Genomic DNA, 19,253 nt, shown 5'->3' with positions numbered 1-19,253 from the left:
CGGCGGGTCGTCGGGATGGCGGCCGCCGGTCGTTTCCCCGGCTCGGTGAATCCGGAAAATAGCGGGCGGCGCATGCCGGTCAGCGCGGCAGCGCTTCGGCTTCGGCCCAGCGCTTGAACGAATCGAGACGCCGGCGCGTCTGCACGAGATAGAACGCGCCGATCAGCGGTTCGAGCAGCCAGCGCAGCCACGACGGCTGCACGCGGAAGTGGTACGTGAACTTCACCTCGGTCGACCCGGGCGTGTGCTCGACGAAGTTCCAGCTGCCGCTGAAGCGTTCGAGCACCTTCGGGCCTTCGACCATTTCGATGGCGGCGACCTGCGGCGGACGGTACGAGATGTAGCGCGACACCATCGTCGCGCCCGACTGGCTGCGGCAGAACGCGTCGACGCCGACATCGGCGGTCGTTCCGTCGAGCAGATAGGCGTCGCTGAGGAAGTTGTCCCACACGAGCCGCCGTCCGTAGTCCTGCGACCACGTGAACAGGCGCCTGCGGTCGACGCCGACGGTCCGGCTGACTGAGATCCTCATGAGGGCGGGCGCCACGGCGCGGATTGGGATGAAATCGAGTGTACCGCGCCAATAACCTGTGTTTCGTCAGACTTCGTCAAGTCGAGCATGCGCTCGAACGAGCGCGATTGACGCACCTCGGGAATTCCCCTAGGATTTATCCCAACCCTTCGGGACAGACCCGGAGCGTTTCAATCTCTTGAGGGAGCCTCATGAGTACGCAACAGAACCGGCGCTTCGACGCGCTCGTTTTCATTGGTCGTTTCCAGCCTCCGCATCGTGGTCACCTGAACGTGCTGAAGTCGGCACTGAGTCGGGCCGAACGCGTGTGCGTGCTGATCGGGTCGACCGACAAGCCCCGCACCATCAAGGACCCGTTCTCGTTCGACGAGCGCCGCCAGATGCTGGCTTCGCTGCTCGACGCGTCCGAGCGCGATCGCGTGACGATCGCCCCGCTGCAGGATTCGACCTACAACGACGGCGACTGGGTGCGCTGGGTGCAGGATGCGGTGGCCGTCGCGCTCGGCGACGTCGCGCAACGCAAGGTCGGGTTGATCGGCCACGAGAAGGACGCCACGTCGTATTACCTGCGGATGTTCCCGCAATGGGAGCTCGTCGACGTCGACGCGACGGAAGACATTTCCGCCACCGAGATCCGCGACCAGTATTTCGCCGAACGCACCAACAGCTTCGTGCAGTGGGCCGTGCCGGAACCCGTGTTCGGCTGGCTCGAGCGTTTTCGCACGCAGCCGGAATTCGCGCAACTGAAGTCGGAAGCCGAATTCATCGCCGCGTATCGCAAGGCGTGGGCGGCCGCACCGTATCCGGTCACGTTCGTGACGGTCGACGCGGTGGTCGTGCATTCGGGGCATATCCTGCTCGTGCGCCGCCGCAGCGAACCGGGCCGCGGCCTGTGGGCGCTGCCGGGCGGCTTCGTGAACCAGGACGAGCGGCTCGATGCGGCGTGCATCCGCGAGCTGCGCGAGGAAACCGGCCTCAAGCTGCCCGAACCCGTGCTGCGCGGCTCGATCAAGGATCGCCAGGTGTTCGATCACCCGACGCGTTCGCTGCGCGGCCGCACGATCACGCATGCGTGCCTGTTCAACTTCCCGACCGGCGAGTTGCCGCGCGTGAAGGGCAGCGACGACGCCGACAAGGCGCGCTGGGTCCCGCTCAACGAATTCGCGCAGATGCGCAACGTGATGTTCGAGGATCACTTCGACATCGCGTATCACTTCCTGGGGAAGCTGTGACGCGCTGATTCCCCGCATCCGGTCCGCCGCGACAGACGCGGCGGCACTTCAACGGCCTAGAGGAGCTCTAGCCATGCAAAACGATCTCGGCGGCTTTGCCGCGGTTCTCGCCAATCCGGTTCTCAACACGGATTCGTACAAGGCTTCCCACTTCCTGCAGTATCCGCCGGACGCATCGGCGATGTTCTCGTACGTCGAATCGCGCGGCGGCCGCTACGACCGCACGCTGTTCTTCGGCCTGCAGATGCTGCTGAAGGAGTATCTGTGCAAGCCCGTGACGCACGCGATGATCGATGACGCGCGCGATTTCTTCACCGTGCACGGCGAGCCGTTCAACGAAGCAGGATGGCGTCATATCGTCGAGCGCTACGACGGCTACCTGCCGGTGAAGATCCGAGCGGTGCCGGAAGGCTCGATCGTGCCGGTGCACAACGTGCTGATGACGGTCGAATGCGACGATCCGCAGGTGTTCTGGCTCGCGTCGTATCTCGAGACGATGCTGTTGCGCATCTGGTATCCGGTGACGGTGGCGACCCGGAGCTGGCATCTTCGGCAAACGATTCGCCGTTTCCTCGAACGGACCGATGACGATCTCGCGCAACTGCCGTTCAAGCTGCACGACTTCGGCGCACGCGGCGTGTCGAGCGCGGAATCGGCTGCGATCGGCGGCGCCGCGCACCTCGTGAGCTTCATGGGCTCGGACACGGTGCTCGGCGTGCTGGCCGCGAACCGCTTTTATCGCGAGCCGATGGCTGCGTACTCGGTGCCGGCGGCCGAGCACAGCACGATCACGTCGTGGGGGCGCGAAGGCGAGGCCGATGCGTACCGCAACATGATCAGGTGCTTCGGGTTGCCGGGCGCGATCGTATCGGTCGTGTCGGACTCCTACGATCTGTTCGCCGCGCTCGATCTGTGGGGCGGCGAACTCCGGCAGGCGGTGATCGATTCGGGCGCGACGCTCGTCGTGCGCCCCGATTCCGGCGACCCGGTGACGATCGTGCTGCAGACCGTTCGTGCGCTCGATGCGTCGTTCGGTTCGACCGTGAACGGCAAGGGGCGGCGCGTATTGAATCGTGTGCGCATGATCCAGGGGGACGGGGTCGACGAGCAGTCGATCGAAGCGATCCTCGTCGCGCTCGACGAGGCGGGCTATGCGGCCGGCAACGTGGTGTTCGGCATGGGCGGTGCGTTGTTGCAGCGGGTGAACCGCGATACGCAGCGCTTCGCGATGAAGTGTTCGGCGATCCGGCGCGGCGACGTGTGGCACGACGTCCGCAAGGATCCGGTCACCGATCAGGGCAAGCGCTCGAAGCAGGGGCGGCTGACGCTGCTGCGCAATTGGCGCACCGGCGAGTATCGGACGGTGACGCTGCCGGTTGCGTGGGACGATCGTGCGCTGGAAGGCGAATGGGACGAGGCGCTCGAGACGGTGTTCGACACGGGGCGCCTGCTCGTCGATACGTCGTTCGCCGAGGTGCGGGCAAGGGCGCATGCGGGGAGGTGTGATGCAGGCGGCGGGGCATCCCGCCGCTGTGCAGCCGGCTCGCGTCACTTGCCGGTCAGCACCCGGCTGCCGGCATCCGTCGGCGCACCGCCATGCTCCACCACCCGCGTCGCCTCCATCGCCCGCGCCAGCGCATCGAACACCGCCGGCCCCTTGCAGCGCGACACGTTGAAGCGCAGGTACGACGTCGCGCTGCGCGACGCGCTGAACACGTTGCCGGGGGCGAGCACGACGTCGTGGTCCAGCGCATGGCGTGCGACGCGTGCGGCGTCGAGCCCGTTCGGCAACTCCGCCCACACGAACAACCCGCCGCGCGGCTCCGTCCAGATCGCGAGCCCGGCCCGCGCGAGGCGCCGGATCGTTTCGCCCATCGCATCGGCGAGACGCGCGCGCAGGCTGTCGAGATGGCGCCGGTACGTGCCGTCGATCAGCAGCCGGTGCACGACGTTCGCGCCGATCTGCGCATTGCCGAACGACGTCGCGAGCTTCAGATCGACGAGCGCGTCGATCCATTCCGGGCGCGCGGCGATATAACCGCAGCGGATCGCGGCCGACAGCGTCTTCGAGAAGCTGCCGATCGACACGACGCGCGACAGCCCGTCGAACGCCGCGAGGCGCGGCGCGGGCGTACTCTCGAAATCCGCGAAGATGTCGTCCTCGACGATCAGCAGCCCGTGCTCGGCCGCGAGCGTCAGCAGCCGGTGCGCGACGGGCGGCGCGAGCGTCGCGCCGGTCGGGTTGTGCAGCGCGGCGTTGGTGATGTACAGGCGCGGCCGGTGCTCGGCGAGTACTTGCTCGAAGCGCACGAGATCGGGGCCGTTCGGCGTGAACGGCACGCTGACGATCCGTGCACGGTGCGCGCGCAGCAGCGCCTGGAAGTTGAAGTAGCACGGATCGTCGAGGACGACGGTATCGCCGGGCTCCAGCAGCAGGCGACACACGAGGTCGAGCGCGTGCGTGCCGCCGTCGGTCAGCATGATCTGTGCGGGTTCCGCGTGGACACCGTGCTGCGCGAGCCGCCACGCAAGCTGCTGGCGCAGCGCGGGCAGGCCGAGCGGCGTCGCATAGTCGGTCAACGCATCGGCTTCGTCGCGCGATACGGCGCGCAGCGCGCGGCGCAGGCTTTCGTCGGGCAGCCACGACGACGGCAACCATCCGCAGCCGGGCTTCACCGACGTCGGCGCCGCTTCGAGCGACTGACGCGACAGCCACAGCGGATCGAGCTCGCGATCGAGGCGCGGGCCCAATTCGGCGAGCGCGAGCGGCGGTGCGTGGCCCGACACGTAGAAGCCCGAACCGCGCCGTGCGACGAGCACGCCTTCGCTCGCGAGCCGCTCGTACGCATCGACGACCGTCGATTTCGACACGCCGAGCGCGTCGGCCATCATCCGGATCGACGGCACGCGCGCGCCGGGCATCAGCGCGCGGCTCGCGATCCGCGCGCGCAACGTATCCATGACGGTTTCCACGCGCGTGCGCGACGGCGCGGGCGGGACGGGAATCGGGGCGGAATGGCGCATGGTGAACGATGAACTGTACGGCCGGTTGTCCAGTACAGTTTGTCTGAATTGTATTGGGCTGTAGCTTACGCCGGTTTCGCCGGCGGCGGATCATCGGTCATCCACTTTCCATTCAGGATTGACCGTGCAAAAGACGACCGACGGGTGGCTCAGCGGCTTGCTGGGCGTCATCATTTTCAGTGGCTCGCTGCCCGCGACGCGGATCGCGGTGCAAGGGCTCGACCCGCTGTTCCTCACGTTCGCCCGCGCGACGATCGCCGGCGCGCTCGGCCTGCTGCTGCTCGTCGTGCTGAAGCAGAAGCGGCCGTCGCGTGCCGAGGCCGTGTCGCTGGCCATCGTCGCGCTCGGTGTGGTGGTCGGTTTCCCGTTGCTGACGGCGCTGGCGCTGAAGCACGTGACGTCGGCGCATGCGATCGTGTTCGTCGGGCTGCTGCCGCTCGCGACTGCACTGTTCGGCGTGTGGCGCGGCGGCGAACGGCCGCGGCTGCCGTTCTGGATCTTCTCGGTCGTCGGCAGCGGCGCGGTGGCCGCGTTCGCGCTGCGCAACGGCGGGCAGGCGTCGGTGGTCGGCGATGCGCTGATGCTGGCCGCGATCGTCGCATGCGGGCTCGGTTATGCGGAAGGCGCGCGCCTGTCGCGCCAGCTCGGCGGCTGGCAGGTGATCTCGTGGGCGCTCGTGCTGTCGCTGCCGCTGATGCTGCCGCTCACGTGGCTGACCTGGCCCGCGTCGTTCGACGGCGTCGACGCCGCCGCGCTGTGGGGGCTCGCGTACGTGTCGCTGTTCAGCATGTTGATCGGCTTCGTGTTCTGGTATCGCGGGCTGGCGCTCGGCGGGATCGCGGGCGTCGGCCAGCTGCAGCTGCTGCAGCCGTTCTTCGGCTTCCTGCTCGCGGCCGGGCTGCTGCACGAGACGGTGCCGCCGTCGATGGTCGTCGTGACGGTCGTGGTGGTCGGCTGCGTGGCGGGCGCGAAGTACTTCTCGAAGATGGCGCCCGTGCAGCGCGCAGGGTGACGCAGGGGCAGCGGTGGGTCGCGCATCAGGCCGACGCCCTCCGGTGCGAGGCTGGCGGCAAGCCGGTTGCCGCCGATGCGCACGATCGCGACGTGCATCCGATCCGGCACCCGATGACGCGGCCCAAGGCAAAACGGCCAGGTTGCCGGTAGCGGCAAGCCTGGCCGTTGGCGTTCGTCACGCCGGGCGCGGGTTACTCGAACGTTTCGAGCGCGAGCAATTCGCCGATCGTCTGCCGGCGGCGGATCAGCCGCGGCGTGCCGCGATCGACCAGCACCTCCGGCGCGAGCGGCCGGCTGTTGTAGTTCGACGACATCGACGCGCCGTACGCGCCCGCGTCGTGCAGGAACAGCAGATCGCCGATCTGCGGCTGCGCGAGCTTGCGGTGCGTGACCGCGCCGCCGGCATCCTGCGTGAACACGTCGCCCGATTCGCACAGCGGCCCGGCGATCGCGAGGTCGACGAGCGGCCGGCCGGCGGGCAGCGCGCCATCGTGCGCGTGCACCGACACCGCGTGATAGCTGCCGTACATCGACGGGCGCATCAGGTCGTTGAAGCCGGCGTCGATCAGCACGAAATCGTGCTTCGGCCGACGGTTGACGGCCTGCACTTCGGTGACGAGCGTGCCGGCCTCGGCGACGAGGAAGCGGCCCGGTTCGATCTCGATGCGCACCGGGTGGCCGAGATGCCGTTCGATCCGCTTGCGCGCGGCGTCCCACTGGCTGAAGTAGTGACCGACGTCGACGCGCGGCTCGCCGTCGCGATACGGGATCGACAGGCCGCCGCCGGCCGAGATCGCGTCGATGTCGTGGCCGAGCGACGTGACGAGGTCGACCATCGCATCGCACACCTGCGACAGGTGGCCGTAGTCGACGCCCGAACCGATGTGCATGTGGATGCCGACCAGCTTCAGCCCGTACTGGCGCACGATCTCGATCGCGCGCGGTACGTCGTCGATCCAGATGCCGTGCTTGCTCTGCGGGCCGCCGGTGTTGGTCTTGTTGCTGTGGCCGTGGCCGAACCCGGGGTTGACGCGCAGCCACACGCGGTGGCCGGGCGCGTGCTCGCCGATGCGCGCGAGCATGTCGAGCGAGCCTGCGTTCACGGTCACGCCGTGCTCGAGCACCGCCGCGAGCGTCGGGCGGTCGATCAGGTCGGCCGTGAACACGACGCCTTCCGGCTCGCCGCCCGGGCTGAAACCGGCCGCGAGGCTGCGCTCGATCTCGCCGAGCGACACGGCGTCGACGCACGCGCCTTCGTCGCGCATCAGCTTGAGGATATGGACGTTCGAATTCGCCTTCTGCGCGTAACGGATCACGTCGAACTGGCGCAGTTGGGCGATGCGGTCGCGGATGACGTCGGCGTCGTACACCCACAGCGGGGTGCCGTATTGCTGCGCGAGGGCCGCGAGCTGGCGGGAATCGAGGGACATGGCGGATGAATCGGATCGAATGAACGGATAGCGCGATGATGCGCCCGATTGGCTATCCAGTAAAATGCCTGTTTATCTTCATTCGATTCATTTCTGATATATACGATCATGCTGACGCACCGTCATATCGAGGTGTTCCGCGCGCTGATGGTCACCGGCAGCACGACGCGCGCGGCCGAGATGCTGTACACGTCGCAGCCCACCATCAGCCGCGAACTGGCGCGGATGGAGCAGGTCGTCGGCTTTGCGCTGTTCGAACGCGCGCATGGCCGGCTGCGCCCGACGATGGCCGCGCTCACGCTGTTCGACGACGTGCGGCTCGCGTATGTGGGGCTCGAACGCGTCGCGGCGACGGCCGCACGCCTGCGCGAGTTTCGCGACGGGCAACTGTCGGTAATCGCGCTGCCGGCGTTTTCGCACGCGATCCTCCCCGGTGCGTGCCGGCGCTTTCACGATGCGCATGCGGGTGTGAGCGTGTCGGTCGCGACGCAGGAGTCGCCGGTGCTCGAGGAGTGGTTGACCGCCCAACGCTACGACCTCGGACTGACCGAGCACGACGTCGCGCCGGCCGGCACGGTGCTCACGCCGCTGCTCGAAGTCGATGAAGTGTGCGTGCTGCCCGACGGCCATCCGCTGCTCGCGCAGGATGCGATCGACCTGCTGGATCTCGTCGACCGCCCGTTCGTGAGCCTGTCGCTGAACGATCCGTACCGCATCATGATCGACGAGGCATTCGCGCAACTCGGCGTCGCGCCGCGCTCGGTGGTCGACACGCCGTCGGCCGTATCGGTGTGCGCGTTCGTGCGGCAGGGGCTCGGGGCTGCGATCGTCAATCCGCTCACGGCGCTCGATTTCGTCGGCCGCGGCCTGCACGTGCGACCGCTGACGCGGTCGTTTCCATACCGGGTCAGCGTGATCGTGCCCGAGCACCGGCCGAAGAGCCTGCTCGTCGACGCGTTCGCCGATGCGCTGCGCGGCGAGGCGAAGGCGATCCGCCGCCGGCTCGCCGCGCACCTCGGCTAGCGGCGCCGCCTTATGATGGGGGGTCACCGCCATCGCCGTCATTTTCCGGAAATCCCGTCATGACCGACGCATCGTCTTTCCTCGAACAACCGACCCTCACCGGCGAACGTGTCGTCCTGCGCCCGCTCGGCGCATCCGACCGGCAGGCGCTGCTGGACGCTGCCGCCGACGGCGAGTTGTGGAACCTGAAGGTCACGGTCGTGCCGGGCGCGCAGACGGTCGACGCGTACATCGACACGGCGTTGCAGGGGCGTGCGGCCGGCACCGTGATGCCGTTCGTGATCGTCGATCGCGCGTCGGGCCGCGCCATCGGCAGCACGCGCTTCTGGAAGATCGATCGCAAGAATCGCAAGCTGGAGATCGGCCATACGTGGCTGAGCGAATCGGCGCAGCGTACGCGCGCGAATACCGAAGCGAAGTGGTTGCTGCTGGCCTATGCGTTCGACACGCTGCGATGCGTGCGCGTGCAGTTCACCACGGACGAGCTGAACGAGAAATCGCGCGCGGCGATTCTGGGGCTCGGTGCGAAACAGGAGGGCATCGTGCGTCACGAACGGATCATGCCGGATGGCCGCAAGCGCAACTCGGTGCGCTTCAGCATCATCGACGACGAATGGCCGGACGTGCGTACGCGACTCGAGGCGAAGCTGGCGACGTAACGGGTGATGCGGGACGCTTGATGCTTCAGACGTGCATCGCGCCGCCGGCAGGGGAGTCGGCAGCGCGACGACGGGGGGAACGGTGCGCCGCGCACGAGGCGCGGCGCTGCATCGCGTTACTGCGCCGATGCGAGGTGATGACGCTGCGCGAGCTTCTGCGCGTCCGCGTAGTGCGCCTGCAGGATCGGCAGCGCCTGGCGTGCGACTTCCTTCAGCTTGGCGTCGCGGCCCGATGCGATTTCGGCCTGGAATGCCGAGATCGTCTTCTGCTGGCCGGCGAGCGCGACCTGTTCGATGTACGCCTTGTCGAACTCGGCGCCGCGCAGGCTCTTGATGCTGTTCAGCACGGTCGTGTCCGGGTCGTTGGCCGGCACGTCGACGCCGCGCGGGCTCGCCGCGCGCATCGCCTGGATGATCTTCGCATCGTCGGTCGACACGCGTTGCGCGAACGCCTTGACCTGGCTGTCCGACGTGCGCGAATCGGCGATGCGCGCGGCGTCGTGCTGGGTCGACACGGTCTTCGTGCCGTCCGTGATGAAGGTCTGGTCGGCTTCGTGGATGCGCGTCGCAGTCGCGGCCGGCGCGGCGGATGCCGCGGGTGCCGGTTGCGCGGTTTGCGCGGTCGCCGTCACGGCGACGAGAAGCAGGCCGGCGGCAGACAAGGCAAGGCGCGAAATGGGGGGAAAGCGGTTCATGGGACCTCCTTTCGATCGGGGCTCTGGTTGAAAAACGGATCGTGTGATCCGTCGCTGTGCGAGAGACCGGGCGCGCCCGGGCCGGATTCGACTGCCGCTCTGCCGCGGCGGCGTTCGAAGTGTTTTCCGGCCCGACTGATTCTAGGAGAGCGGTCGGGTAGCAGGTGCAACCGTGCTGTGGCTTGTGTAACGGTTGGTAAGACGAATCGATGGGCACGCGCGCAGGCCGGTAGTGCGTACCTGATGCGCGTGCGGCGGCGGCAATTTTTGCGCGCACGTGGCGCATGCAATGCATGAGATGCGCGTGCGTGTCATCGGCATTTCATCGGTGCGATGTCGTCGCGGCCGTTGCTGTGGCGGCGCGTCGGCGGCGAGTGGTGCGTGTGTGCGTGGCGTGCGTGGCGTGCGTGAAGCGTTACACGCGATCGAGCAGCGCATCGAGGCGCGGCAGCAACGGCGTCGCGCAATGTGCCTGCAACGCGTCGGGCGCCGTGTAACCCCACGCGACGCCCTGGAAGGCGATACGCGCGCGCCGTGCCGCGTCGGCATCGCGGATTTCGTCGCCGACGTACAGCACTTCGTCGGCGCGCACACCGGCCTCGTGAACGAGCGCGCGCAGACGGCGCGCTTTGCCGAACAGCGGAATGCCGCAGGCGAAATGGTCGACGCGTGCGCCGGCGCGCGGGCCGAGCCGGTCGCGCACGATCTCCTCGGTGTTCGACGTGGCGATCGCGATGCGGATGCCGCGCGCGGCGAGCGCGTCGAACGTTTCGTCGACGCCGGGAAAGAGCCGCACGTTCGCGATGCGCGGCCGCATCAGGCGGCGCATGTCGATCGTCACGCGCGGCACTTTCCACATCGGCACGTCGAGCGCGCGGATGATGTCGCGCGCCGACATGCCGCGCAGCGCGGGGCGCAGTTCGGGCGTCGCGTCGCGAAAGCCGTGCAGGCGCGACGCTTCCGACAGCGCGGCGAGAAAGCTGTCGAGCGAATCGGCGAGCGTGCCGTCGAAGTCGAAGGCGATGAGGCGGTAGGTCATCGGGCGACGCATGCGAGGCGGAACGTGGCGAGATTGGTTGGCGGCCGTGCTACTCGTAATGGTAGCGGCAGGACACGATGCTGAGTTGAAGGTCGTCAGCCTCGTAGACCAGGCGGTTCGTATCGTCGATACGGCGCGACCAGAAGCCGGAGAGATTGGCTTTCAACGGCTCCGGCTTGCCGATGCCTTCGAACGGCGTGCGCTGGGTTTCGCGAATGAGCTGGTTGATGCGCTTGAGCGTCTTGCGATCCTGTCCTTGCCAGTAGACATAGTCATCCCATGCGTCGGAAGTAAAGAGCACGCGACGTACGCTCATTCATCATCCTCGGCGAGCTTGTGTTCTTTCGCCTTGCCCTTGCGCAGTTGCGCGATCGAACGTTCGAGGTGAGCGACGTTGGCTGGCGAGCGCAGCAGGTGAACCGTCTCCATCAGGCTGTCGTAATAGTCCTGCGACATGATGACGGCGTTCGGTGCATCGCGGCGCGTAATGAGCGTCACGTCCGCATCGTCGACGACCTGGTCGATGACGGTCTTCAGATTGCCGCGGGCATCCGAAAAATGAATCGTGCGCATGGCGTGCCTCACTTGTACTTTTAACGGTACAAGTATAGCACTATTCGAATATATGTACGGAATGTTGTACAGGTATCGAGGCGCCGTGCGGCAGGACGACACGCATCTGTTTTCCCGCGGCGGCTCGGCCATACCCTTGTCCCGCACCCCACGGCGCGGTATCGTCGATGCTCCGCCTTCCGCCCCCTCCAACCGGAGAACAGACGTGCCCGCAGCCACCCCCGCCACGCTGAGATTTTCCACCGACAAGCGCGAACTCGACATCGACGCGATCTTCGACTTCCTGCATCGCGACGCGTACTGGTCGCAGGGCATCCCGCGCGACGTGGTCGAGCGGGCGATCGAGGGTTCGCTGTGCTTCGGCGCGTATGTCGGCGACCGGCTTGTCGGGTTTGCGCGGCTCGTCACCGATCACGCGACGTTCGCGTACCTGTGCGACGTGTTCGTGTTGCCGGCCGAACGCGGCAACGGCTACGGCCGCGCGCTGATCGACCACATATTCGCGCAGGAGATGGTGCAGCGCCTGCGCCGCATCATGCTCGCGACGACCGACGCGCACGCGCTGTACCGGCCGGTCGGTTTCGGTCCGCCCGCGAACCCCGAGCGGTTGATGGAGATCCGCCGCCCCGACATCTACACGAAACGCTGACGCGCGGCGCAGCGCATACAATACGCGCTTTCCGTTTTTGCCGAAGAGAAGCACATCATGACCGAACAGGAAGCCGAACAGCTCGCGACGCACCGCCACTACAAGGGCGGCCTGTACCGCTACATCGGCGTTGCCCGCCATTCCGAAACCGAGGAATCGGTGGTCGTCTACGAGCATCTGTGGCCGCATGCGCGCGGGCTGTGGGTGCGGCCGGAGGCGATGTTCAACGGCAATCTCGAAGACGGCACGCCGCGTTTTCGCAAGCTGCGCGACTGAGCGGGCGGCACCGGAGCCGCGGCTAGCCGGCGCTGCCCGGCTTGTCGTGCGGCGTTTGTTGCCGCAGCGCCATCGCAAAGAAGCGCCGGATTTCCTCCATCAATTCCGCGCGGGCCGACGCGAAATCGAACGCGCGCCGGTTTTCGTGCGCGTAGCGCTGGCGCCAGTCGTCGGCCGCATGCCGCGCTTCGCGTGCGCGCAGCTCGTCGAGTTCGGGCGTACGCAGCGCGTGATCGGCGATCAGCGTCACGCCGTCACGGCTGACCTCCAGCACGCCGCCCGCGACGAGGAGGCGGCGATGCTCGCCGGTCGGCGCATCGACGAGCGTCACGACGCCGGGCCTGATTCGCGTGAGTAGCGGCGCGTGGTGCGGGTAGATCCCCAACTCTCCGCTTTCCCCCGGGACGACGACGAAATGCGCGTCGCCGGCATACAGCACCGCTTCCACGCTCACGATGTCGAGCTTCATCGACGTCTTCATGCGGACTCCTTCAGACTGCCGCCGCGCCGGCGACGATTTCGCACAGCTCGGTGGTGATCTGCGCCTGTCGCGTCTTCTGGTACAGGTGCCGCAGTTCGCGCAACACGCGGTCGGCGTTGTCCGTCGCGGTCTGCATGCTGAACATCCGCGCGCATTGCTCGCACGCGTAGTTCTCGACGACGGCCTGATAGAGCGTCGCCTCGACGTAGCGCAGCAGCAACGTGTCGACCGCCGGTTTGGGCGCGGGCTCGTACAGATAGTCGGACGCGGGCGCGCCATCGGTCGGCGCGTCGGCCCCGGTGTCGAGCCCGATGATCGGCAGCATCGCATCGATGCGCGGCTCGTACGCGAGCGGGCTCGTCAGCCGGTTGTATGCGACGTGCACTTCGTCGAGCTCGCCGTTGACGAACGCGGTCAGCGGCACGAGCAGCGCCCCGAGCAACTGCTCGAAGTGCGGCTCGGCGGCCAGGCCGCTCGCACGGGCCGCGATGGTCGCGCCATGGCGCACGAGCGGCGCGAGGCCGCGCGCGCCGATCACGCTCAGTTCGCACGCGACGCCGGCCCGGTCCCAGCGTTCGAGCGCATCCACGCATTCGACGAGCAGCCGCGCATTGAGCGGGCCGCACAGCCCGCGATCGGTGCTGACGACGATCAGGCCGACGCGGCGCACGGTATCGCGCCGCGCCATCAGTGCCGACACGTGGTCGGGACGGTCGCGCAGCACGCGCTCCGCCATCGCGCCGATACGTGCCGCGTACGGACGGAACTCCCGCGCACGTCGCTGCGCGCTCGCCATCTTGGTGCGCGCCATCATTTTCATCGCCTTGGTGATCTTGCGCGTGGACGAGGTACTGGCGATCTTCGAGCGGATTTCGCGTATGTGCATGTCAGGGGTGGGCGTCGCGGCCATCCGGATGTCATCGTGCGGCTTCATGCTATCGGGACTTCACCTGAAACGATTGACGGAAATCAAACGACGTCGCCCGGTCCCGCACCAGAATCCGTTCACGTGATTCTTGCGAAGGGGCAGTCGATGACCGAGTTGCGCACGCATCAGAAATACGAAGCGCTGATTGCGCGTTGCCGCGCATTGCGCCCGGTGACGGTCGCGGTCGCGCATCCCTGCGACGAGGTCTCGCTGCACGCGGCGGCTGCCGCCGCGCGGGCCGGTATCGTCGTGCCCGTGCTGGTCGGCCCGGTGGCGCGCATCACGATGCTCGCCGCGACGCTCGGTGTCGACCTGTCTGGCTATCGGCTCGTGGATGCGCCGCACAGTCATGCATCGGCGGCACGCGCGGTCGAGCTGGTGCGCGCGGGCGACGCGCAGGCGCTGATGAAGGGCAGCCTGCACACCGACGAGTTGCTGGCCGAGGTGGTGCGCGCCGATACGGGATTGCGCACCGGGCGGCGCCTGAGCCACGTGTTCGTCATGGACGTGCCGACTTACCCCAAGCCGCTGTTCATCACCGACGCGGCCGTCAATATCCGTCCGACGCTCGAACAGAAGGCCGACATCGCGCAGAACGCGATCGATCTCGCGCATGCGCTCGGCATCGCCCGGCCGAAGGTGGCGATCCTGTCGGCGGTCGAGACGGTCAGCTCGAAACTGCCGTCGACGCTCGACGCGGCCGCGCTGTGCAAGATGGCCGAGCGCGGCCAGATCACCGGCGCGTTGCTCGACGGGCCGCTCGCGCTCGACAACGCGATCAGCCCGGAAGCGGCGCGGCTCAAGCATCTCGATTCCGCGGTCGCGGGCGATGCGGACATCCTGCTCGTGCCCGACCTCGAGGCCGGCAACATGCTCGCGAAAGAGCTGACGTTCCTCGCGAATGCCGATGCGGCCGGCATCGTGCTCGGCGCGCGCGTGCCGGTGATCCTGACGAGTCGCGCGGACAGCGAACGCACGCGCCTGGCGAGCTGCGCGGTCGCGGCGCTCGTCGCGGCGGCGGCGCGTGCCACGGCGACGCCCGTGACCGCCGCGGCGATTGCGGCCGACGCACACTGACGGGGCCGCGATGCGACATCCTGTCCTGGTGCTCAACGCCGGCTCGTCGAGCCTCAAGTTTTCGGTCTACGACACGCGAGAGGATCGTTCGCTCGATGCGGGCCTGCACGGGCAGGTCGAGAACCTGCATGACACCCCGCATCTGTTCGTGACCGATGCAGAGGGCGCGACGCTCGCCGACAGCGCCGTCGCGCGACCGGGGCATCAAGGCGCGATCGAGGCGCTGCACGCATGGTTCGCCGCGCACGTCGGGCGGGAGGCCGCGTTCGACGGCGTCGGGCACCGGGTCGTGCATGGCGGCCCGTATTTCACCGCGCCGGTGCGGATCGACGCGCGCGTGCTCGATGCGATCGCGTCGCTTGCACCGCTCGCGCCGCTGCACCAGCCGCATCACGTCGACGCGATTCGTGCGGTGGCAGCGGTAGCGCCGAACCTGCCGCAGGTCGCGTGTTTCGACACCGCGTTCCATGCGACGGTGCCGGCGCTCGAACGGGAGTTCGCGTTGCCGCGCGCGCTGACCGAGCAGGGCATCGTGCGCTACGGGTTTCACGGGCTGTCGTACGAGTACATCGCGATGGCGCTCGCGGCCCTCGATCCGTCGTGGATGCAGCACCGGACGGTGGTCGCGCACCTCGGTAACGGCGCAAGCCTGTGTGCGCTCGCGAACGGCCGCAGCGTCGCGACGACGATGGGGTTCACGGCCGTCGACGGGCTGCCGATGGGCACGCGCACGGGCGCGCTGGACCCCGGCGTGATCCTGTACCTGCAGCGTCACTCGGGCCGCTCGCTCGACGAGGTCGAGTATCTGATCTATGCCGAATCGGGCTTGCTGGGCGTGTCGGGCGTGTCGAGCGACATGCGCACGCTGCTCGCGAGCGACGCACCGTCGGCCGCGCATGCGGTCGAGCTGTTCGCCTATCGCGCGGCCCGCGAACTCGCCGCACTGGCCGGCGTGCTCGGCGGTCTCGACACGCTCGTGTTCACGGCGGGTATCGGCGAGCACGCGCCGCGCGTGCGTGAACGGATCTGCCGACGCGCGGCGTGGCTCGGCATCGTACTCGACGACGCGGCGAACGCGGCCGGCCTGCCGGTGATTTCGAGCGACGCGTCGCGCGTGACGGTGCGCGTGATCCCGACCGACGAGAACCTGATGATCGCGCGCCACACGCGCCGCGTGCTGGACGACGCGATTCCCTCCACGCCGTATCCGACCCGGTGAGACCTTCGATGACAGCACGCGACACGCCTTCTCCTGCCGTCAGCGCCCCCGCGCTGCCGATTTTCTGGCCGATGGCCGCCGCCACGGCGATGTTCGCGGCCGGCGCCGAGATCGCGGCGCGCAATCTGCGCTTTCTCGCGGAAGAGGAGAAGCTCCATTTCGAAGCACATCCGGCGCTGGCCTCGCCGAACCGGCCGTTGCTGGAACTGCGGACGATGACGTTTCGCGATTATTCGGCCGCGCCGGCGCACGGGCTGCCGACGATCGTCGATGCGCCGTACGCGGGACACAGCGCGATGATCGCCGACTACCAGCCGGGGCAGAGCCTGATGCAGACGCTGCGCGAGCACGGCGTGACGCGTCTGTACCTGACCGACTGGCGCTCGGCCACCGAGGACATGAAGGACCTCGAGATCGACCAGTATCTGGCCGAGCTGAACGTGTGCGTCGACGAACTCGGCGGCCGCGTGAATCTCGTCGGGCTGTGCCAGGGCGGCTGGATGTCGGCGATGTATGCGGCGCGTTTCCCGCACAAGGTCGCGAGCCTCGTGCTGGCGGGCTCGCCGATCGACACCGACGCGGGCGACGGCCCGATCAAGCAGATGGTGCACACGTATCCGACGTCGTTCTACGAGGAACTCGTCGCGATGGGCGGCGGGCTGATGCGCGGGCGCTTCATGCTGCGCGGCTGGAAGAACATGCATCCCGACCAGCACTATCTCGCCGAGCACGTCGACCTGTACGAGCATCTCGACGATCCGGAATACCTGCGCAAGCGCGAGGTGTTCGCGAACTGGTACGAAAGCCCGATCGACCTGCCGGGACGCTGGTACCTGCAGGCGATCGTGCAGATCTTCAAGGAGAACCGGCTCGCGAAAGGTACGTTTGTCGCGCTCGGACGCACGCTCGACCTGAAGGACGTCGCGTGCCCGATCTATCTGCTCGCCGGCGAGGCCGACGACATCACGACGCCGGAGCAGGTGTTCGGCGCGCGCGATCTTCTCGGGACGCCCGCGTCGCGGATCGAGAGCCGGCTCGTGCCGGGCGGCCATATCGGCCTGTTCATGGGGACGCGCACGCTGGCGACGGTGTGGCCCGACATCGCGCGATGGATCGCGGCGCAGCGCTAGGCCCACGCGGATCGACAAGGGAGGCGACATGACGTTGCGACACAAGCGGGGGCTCGTCGTCGGCATCGCGAATGAACAGAGCATTGCGTGGGGATGTGCACGCGCGTTCTGCCGGGCGGGCGCCACGCTCGCGGTGACCTGGCAGTCGGACAAGACCTTGCCGCACGTCGAGCCGCTGTTCGCGCAACTCGACGCGCCGATCCGGATGCCGCTCGACGTCGGGCGCCCCGACCAGATGGCGGCGGTGTTCGACGCGATCGCGGTGCAATGGGGCGCGCTCGACTTCGTGCTGCATTCGGTGGCGTATGTACCGAAGGCCGATCTGCAAGGCCGCGTGGTCGACAGTTCGCCGGAAGGCTTTTCGTTGGCGATGGATACGTCGTGCCATTCGTTCATCCGGATGGCGCGACTCGCCGAGCCGCTGATGGCGCGCGGCGGGAGCCTGATGGCGATGAGCTATCTCGGCGCGGAGCAGGTCGTCGCGAACTACGGGGTGATGGGGCCGGTCAAGGCCGCGCTCGAAGCGAGCGTGCGGTACCTGGCGGCCGAACTCGGCGGCGCGGGCATTCGCGTCAATGCGGTTTCGCCGGGCGTGCTGCCGACGCGCGCGGCGTCGGGCCTGCCGGACTTCGGCCGGCTGCTCGACGACACCGCACGCCGGGCGCCGCTGCATCACGCGCTGGACATCGACGACGTCGGGGCGTTCTGCGCGTTTCTTGCCGGCGACGGCGCGCGGGCGATCACGGGCGGCACGCACTATATCGACGCTGGCATGCATGTGCTCGGCCAGGGCCAGCGCAAGCCCGTCATGAGCGTGAACGAGCCCTGACGCACCGGCGGAATGCGGCGTTCAGGTGCGCGTGAATGCTTCCACGAGGGCCGGCGGCGCGTGTGCGACCGTCACCTCCGGCGTGCCGTGCCACGCCGCGAGTTTCTTCACGGCCTTCGCGACGTCGGCCGCGATCCCGGCGCCGAAGCGCACGCCCGGCTCGACGTGCACGGCCTTCAATTCGAACGTGCCGAGCGCGCGATGCGCTTTCGCATCGACGCGGCCGACCAGCCGGCCGCGATGCAGCACGGGCAGGCAGAAATAGCCGTAGCGCCGCTTGTGCTCGGGCGTATAGCACTCGATCGTGTAATCGAAACCGAACAGCGTTGACGCGCGCCGCCGGTCCCATACGACCGGATCGAACGGCGACAGCAGCGTCGTGACCGTCGAGCGCAGCGTGTCGGCCGCGGCGGCCGGCAGCAGCGCATCGAGCGAGCGGTGCACGTAGGCCGGCTCCTTCCAGTCGTCGATCTGCACCGGAATCAGGTCGCCCGCATCCGCGAGCCGCTCCAGCTCCGCGCGGTACGAACGGCGCGGCAGCCGATAGTAGTCGGCCACCCAGTCCGCACGCACGACGCCGAGCGCCCGGCACGTATAGTCGAGCAACGCAGGCAGCACGGCTTCGCGCGGCGGCAGGTCGCGCGTATCGTCCCAGTCGGGTAGCACGCGTTCGCGCACGTCGTACACGCGCTGGAAATTGCGACGCTCCGACACCATCAGGTCGCCCGTCGTGAACAGCACTTCCAGGTGACGCTTCTCGGGCTTGCGATCCCACCAGCCGTTGCCCTTCACGCCGTCCTCGCGCGCGAAATCGGCCGACCGCACCGGGCCTTCCTCGCGAATCCGCGCAAGCAGCCGTTCGATCTCCGGACGATTCTGCTCGTGCCATTCGGCCGCATATTTCCAGCCCATCCCCGACGGATCGAGCATCTTGTAGCGCATCAGCCCGAACTGCTCGATCGGCAGGAAACACGCTTCATGCGACCAGTATTCGAACAGGCGCGCCTCGGCGAGATGTTCGTCGAGCCAGTGCGGCGAGAAATCGCCGAGGCGGCTGAACAGCACGAGATACGGGCTGCGCGCGACGACGTGGATGGTGTCGATCTGCAACTGCGCCATCCGGCGGATCGTGTCGAGCACGTCGGCCTTGGTCGCCTTGCGGCGGGGCGGCGTGAGCAGGCCCTGTGCGGCGAGATGCAGGGCGCGGGCAGAGGCGGGCGAGAGCGTGAGCATCGGCAGGACGGTCGAGGGTGGCGATCGGGAACCACTTTAGCGCGAAAGCGGCGCGCGCGTGCGACGCGCGGCTGCCACGCGTCTGACAATGGTTGACAGATGCGTTGCGCAAGTTTCCCTATAGTGCAGTTCATGGCGCGACGACAAGTGCGCGCAACGATTCCGCTTCCGACGCACATATGTCCATGGCACGCAGGAAGCGAATCCGGG

20 protein-coding genes and 1 pseudogene are annotated in these 19,253 nt (G+C 67.8%); 11 read left to right on the top strand and 10 right to left on the bottom strand.

All coding sequences use genetic code 11. The features are described from left to right. Positions 1 to 79: 79 nt before the first annotated feature. Positions 80 to 532, bottom strand: a complete 453-nt coding sequence (locus SY91_RS22975) for a type II toxin-antitoxin system RatA family toxin (RefSeq protein ID WP_043887453.1) — start codon at positions 530 to 532, stop codon at positions 80 to 82. Positions 533 to 723: 191 nt separating this feature from the next. On the opposite strand from SY91_RS22975, the gene SY91_RS22970 reads away from it, so the two are divergent. Both SY91_RS22970 and SY91_RS22965 read left to right on the top strand, forming a co-directional pair. Then, entirely contained in the window at positions 724 to 1,764 is a 1,041-nt protein-coding gene (locus tag SY91_RS22970) for a bifunctional nicotinamide-nucleotide adenylyltransferase/Nudix hydroxylase (RefSeq protein ID WP_012339666.1), read from the top strand. Positions 1,765 to 1,837: 73 nt separating this feature from the next. After that, positions 1,838 to 3,262 (top strand): annotated as a pseudogene (locus SY91_RS22965) (nicotinate phosphoribosyltransferase); the annotation flags it as partial. A gap of 50 nt (positions 3,263 to 3,312) precedes the next feature. On the opposite strand, the gene SY91_RS22960 reads toward SY91_RS22965, so the two are convergent. Continuing rightward, positions 3,313 to 4,788, bottom strand: a complete 1,476-nt coding sequence (locus tag SY91_RS22960; protein ID WP_043887454.1) for a PLP-dependent aminotransferase family protein — start codon at positions 4,786 to 4,788, stop codon at positions 3,313 to 3,315. Positions 4,789 to 4,912: 124 nt separating this feature from the next. On the opposite strand from SY91_RS22960, the gene SY91_RS22955 reads away from it, so the two are divergent. Continuing rightward, positions 4,913 to 5,800 carry a DMT family transporter gene (locus SY91_RS22955; RefSeq protein WP_023476051.1) on the top strand — a complete coding sequence of 296 codons (888 nt, stop codon included), beginning with the start codon at positions 4,913 to 4,915 and terminating at the stop codon, positions 5,798 to 5,800. Positions 5,801 to 5,993: 193 nt separating this feature from the next. Here SY91_RS22955 and lysA read toward each other — a convergent pair whose 3' ends face one another. Further along, the gene (gene lysA, locus SY91_RS22950) at positions 5,994 to 7,232 is read right to left on the bottom strand and encodes a diaminopimelate decarboxylase (RefSeq protein ID WP_023476052.1); all 1,239 of its coding nucleotides are present in this window, start codon (positions 7,230 to 7,232) and stop codon (positions 5,994 to 5,996) included. A 108-nt stretch (positions 7,233 to 7,340) separates the two neighbouring features. On the opposite strand from lysA, the gene SY91_RS22945 reads away from it, so the two are divergent. Next, entirely contained in the window at positions 7,341 to 8,255 is a 915-nt protein-coding gene (locus SY91_RS22945) for a LysR family transcriptional regulator (protein ID WP_011547270.1), read from the top strand. A 59-nt stretch (positions 8,256 to 8,314) separates the two neighbouring features. After that, positions 8,315 to 8,914, top strand: a complete 600-nt coding sequence (locus tag SY91_RS22940) for a GNAT family N-acetyltransferase (protein WP_023476053.1) — start codon at positions 8,315 to 8,317, stop codon at positions 8,912 to 8,914. A gap of 116 nt (positions 8,915 to 9,030) precedes the next feature. On the opposite strand, the gene SY91_RS22935 is transcribed toward SY91_RS22940, so the two are convergent. The 4 genes from SY91_RS22935 to SY91_RS22920 all read right to left on the bottom strand — a co-directional run bounded on the left by SY91_RS22935 (position 9,031) and on the right by SY91_RS22920 (position 11,221). Beyond that, positions 9,031 to 9,609: a DUF4142 domain-containing protein gene (locus SY91_RS22935; RefSeq protein WP_006480832.1), complete on the bottom strand. Its 579-nt coding sequence runs from the start codon at positions 9,607 to 9,609 to the stop codon at positions 9,031 to 9,033. 415 nt (positions 9,610 to 10,024) lie between these two features. Further along, complete coding sequence (locus tag SY91_RS22930; RefSeq protein ID WP_006480833.1) at positions 10,025 to 10,648, bottom strand: HAD hydrolase-like protein; 624 nt, start codon at positions 10,646 to 10,648, stop codon at positions 10,025 to 10,027. 49 nt (positions 10,649 to 10,697) lie between these two features. Then, the gene (locus SY91_RS22925; RefSeq protein ID WP_006480834.1) at positions 10,698 to 10,964 is read right to left on the bottom strand and encodes a Txe/YoeB family addiction module toxin; all 267 of its coding nucleotides are present in this window, start codon (positions 10,962 to 10,964) and stop codon (positions 10,698 to 10,700) included. After that, positions 10,961 to 11,221, bottom strand: coding sequence for a type II toxin-antitoxin system Phd/YefM family antitoxin (locus SY91_RS22920; RefSeq protein WP_011547275.1), 261 nt, complete (start codon positions 11,219 to 11,221; stop codon positions 10,961 to 10,963). The genes SY91_RS22925 and SY91_RS22920 overlap by 4 nt, the downstream gene beginning before the upstream one ends. A 205-nt stretch (positions 11,222 to 11,426) precedes the next feature. Between SY91_RS22920 and SY91_RS22915 the strand changes: the two genes are divergently transcribed. Continuing rightward, the gene (locus tag SY91_RS22915) at positions 11,427 to 11,870 is read left to right on the top strand and encodes a GNAT family N-acetyltransferase (protein ID WP_023476055.1); all 444 of its coding nucleotides are present in this window, start codon (positions 11,427 to 11,429) and stop codon (positions 11,868 to 11,870) included. A gap of 57 nt (positions 11,871 to 11,927) precedes the next feature. After that, complete coding sequence (locus SY91_RS22910) at positions 11,928 to 12,146, top strand: DUF1653 domain-containing protein (protein ID WP_006480837.1); 219 nt, start codon at positions 11,928 to 11,930, stop codon at positions 12,144 to 12,146. 22 nt (positions 12,147 to 12,168) lie between these two features. Here the strand turns inward: SY91_RS22910 and atpC are convergent, their stop codons facing one another. Together atpC and atpG are read right to left on the bottom strand one after the other, a co-directional pair. Further along, entirely contained in the window at positions 12,169 to 12,627 is a 459-nt protein-coding gene (gene atpC, locus SY91_RS22905; protein WP_023476056.1) for an ATP synthase F1 subunit epsilon, read from the bottom strand. A 10-nt stretch (positions 12,628 to 12,637) separates the two neighbouring features. After that, positions 12,638 to 13,513, bottom strand: a complete 876-nt coding sequence (gene atpG, locus SY91_RS22900) for an ATP synthase F1 subunit gamma (RefSeq protein WP_043887462.1) — start codon at positions 13,511 to 13,513, stop codon at positions 12,638 to 12,640. On the opposite strand from atpG, the gene SY91_RS22895 reads away from it, so the two are divergent. The 4 genes from SY91_RS22895 to fabI are packed head-to-tail and all read left to right on the top strand — an operon-like array spanning position 13,508 to position 17,810. Then, entirely contained in the window at positions 13,508 to 14,632 is a 1,125-nt protein-coding gene (locus SY91_RS22895; RefSeq protein WP_258181686.1) for a phosphate acetyltransferase, read from the top strand. The genes atpG and SY91_RS22895 overlap by 6 nt on opposite strands. 10 nt (positions 14,633 to 14,642) lie before the next feature. Continuing rightward, the gene (locus SY91_RS22890) at positions 14,643 to 15,851 is read left to right on the top strand and encodes an acetate/propionate family kinase (protein ID WP_023476059.1); all 1,209 of its coding nucleotides are present in this window, start codon (positions 14,643 to 14,645) and stop codon (positions 15,849 to 15,851) included. A gap of 8 nt (positions 15,852 to 15,859) precedes the next feature. Beyond that, entirely contained in the window at positions 15,860 to 16,981 is a 1,122-nt protein-coding gene (locus tag SY91_RS22885; RefSeq protein ID WP_023476060.1) for an alpha/beta fold hydrolase, read from the top strand. Between the two features lie 28 nt (positions 16,982 to 17,009). Next, positions 17,010 to 17,810, top strand: a complete 801-nt coding sequence (gene fabI / locus SY91_RS22880) for an enoyl-ACP reductase FabI (RefSeq protein ID WP_023476061.1) — start codon at positions 17,010 to 17,012, stop codon at positions 17,808 to 17,810. A gap of 21 nt (positions 17,811 to 17,831) precedes the next feature. Here the strand turns inward: fabI and SY91_RS22875 are convergent, their stop codons facing one another. Further along, positions 17,832 to 19,043 carry a winged helix-turn-helix domain-containing protein gene (locus tag SY91_RS22875; RefSeq protein ID WP_006480844.1) on the bottom strand — a complete coding sequence of 404 codons (1,212 nt, stop codon included), beginning with the start codon at positions 19,041 to 19,043 and terminating at the stop codon, positions 17,832 to 17,834. Positions 19,044 to 19,253 lie beyond the last annotated feature (210 nt).

The sequence above is a fragment of the Burkholderia cenocepacia genome, from assembly GCF_014211915.1.
GTDB classification, from domain to species: domain Bacteria; phylum Pseudomonadota; class Gammaproteobacteria; order Burkholderiales; family Burkholderiaceae; genus Burkholderia; species Burkholderia orbicola.
Note: the sequence above shows the minus strand (reverse complement) of the source record. Positions and strands in the feature narration are given on the sequence as shown.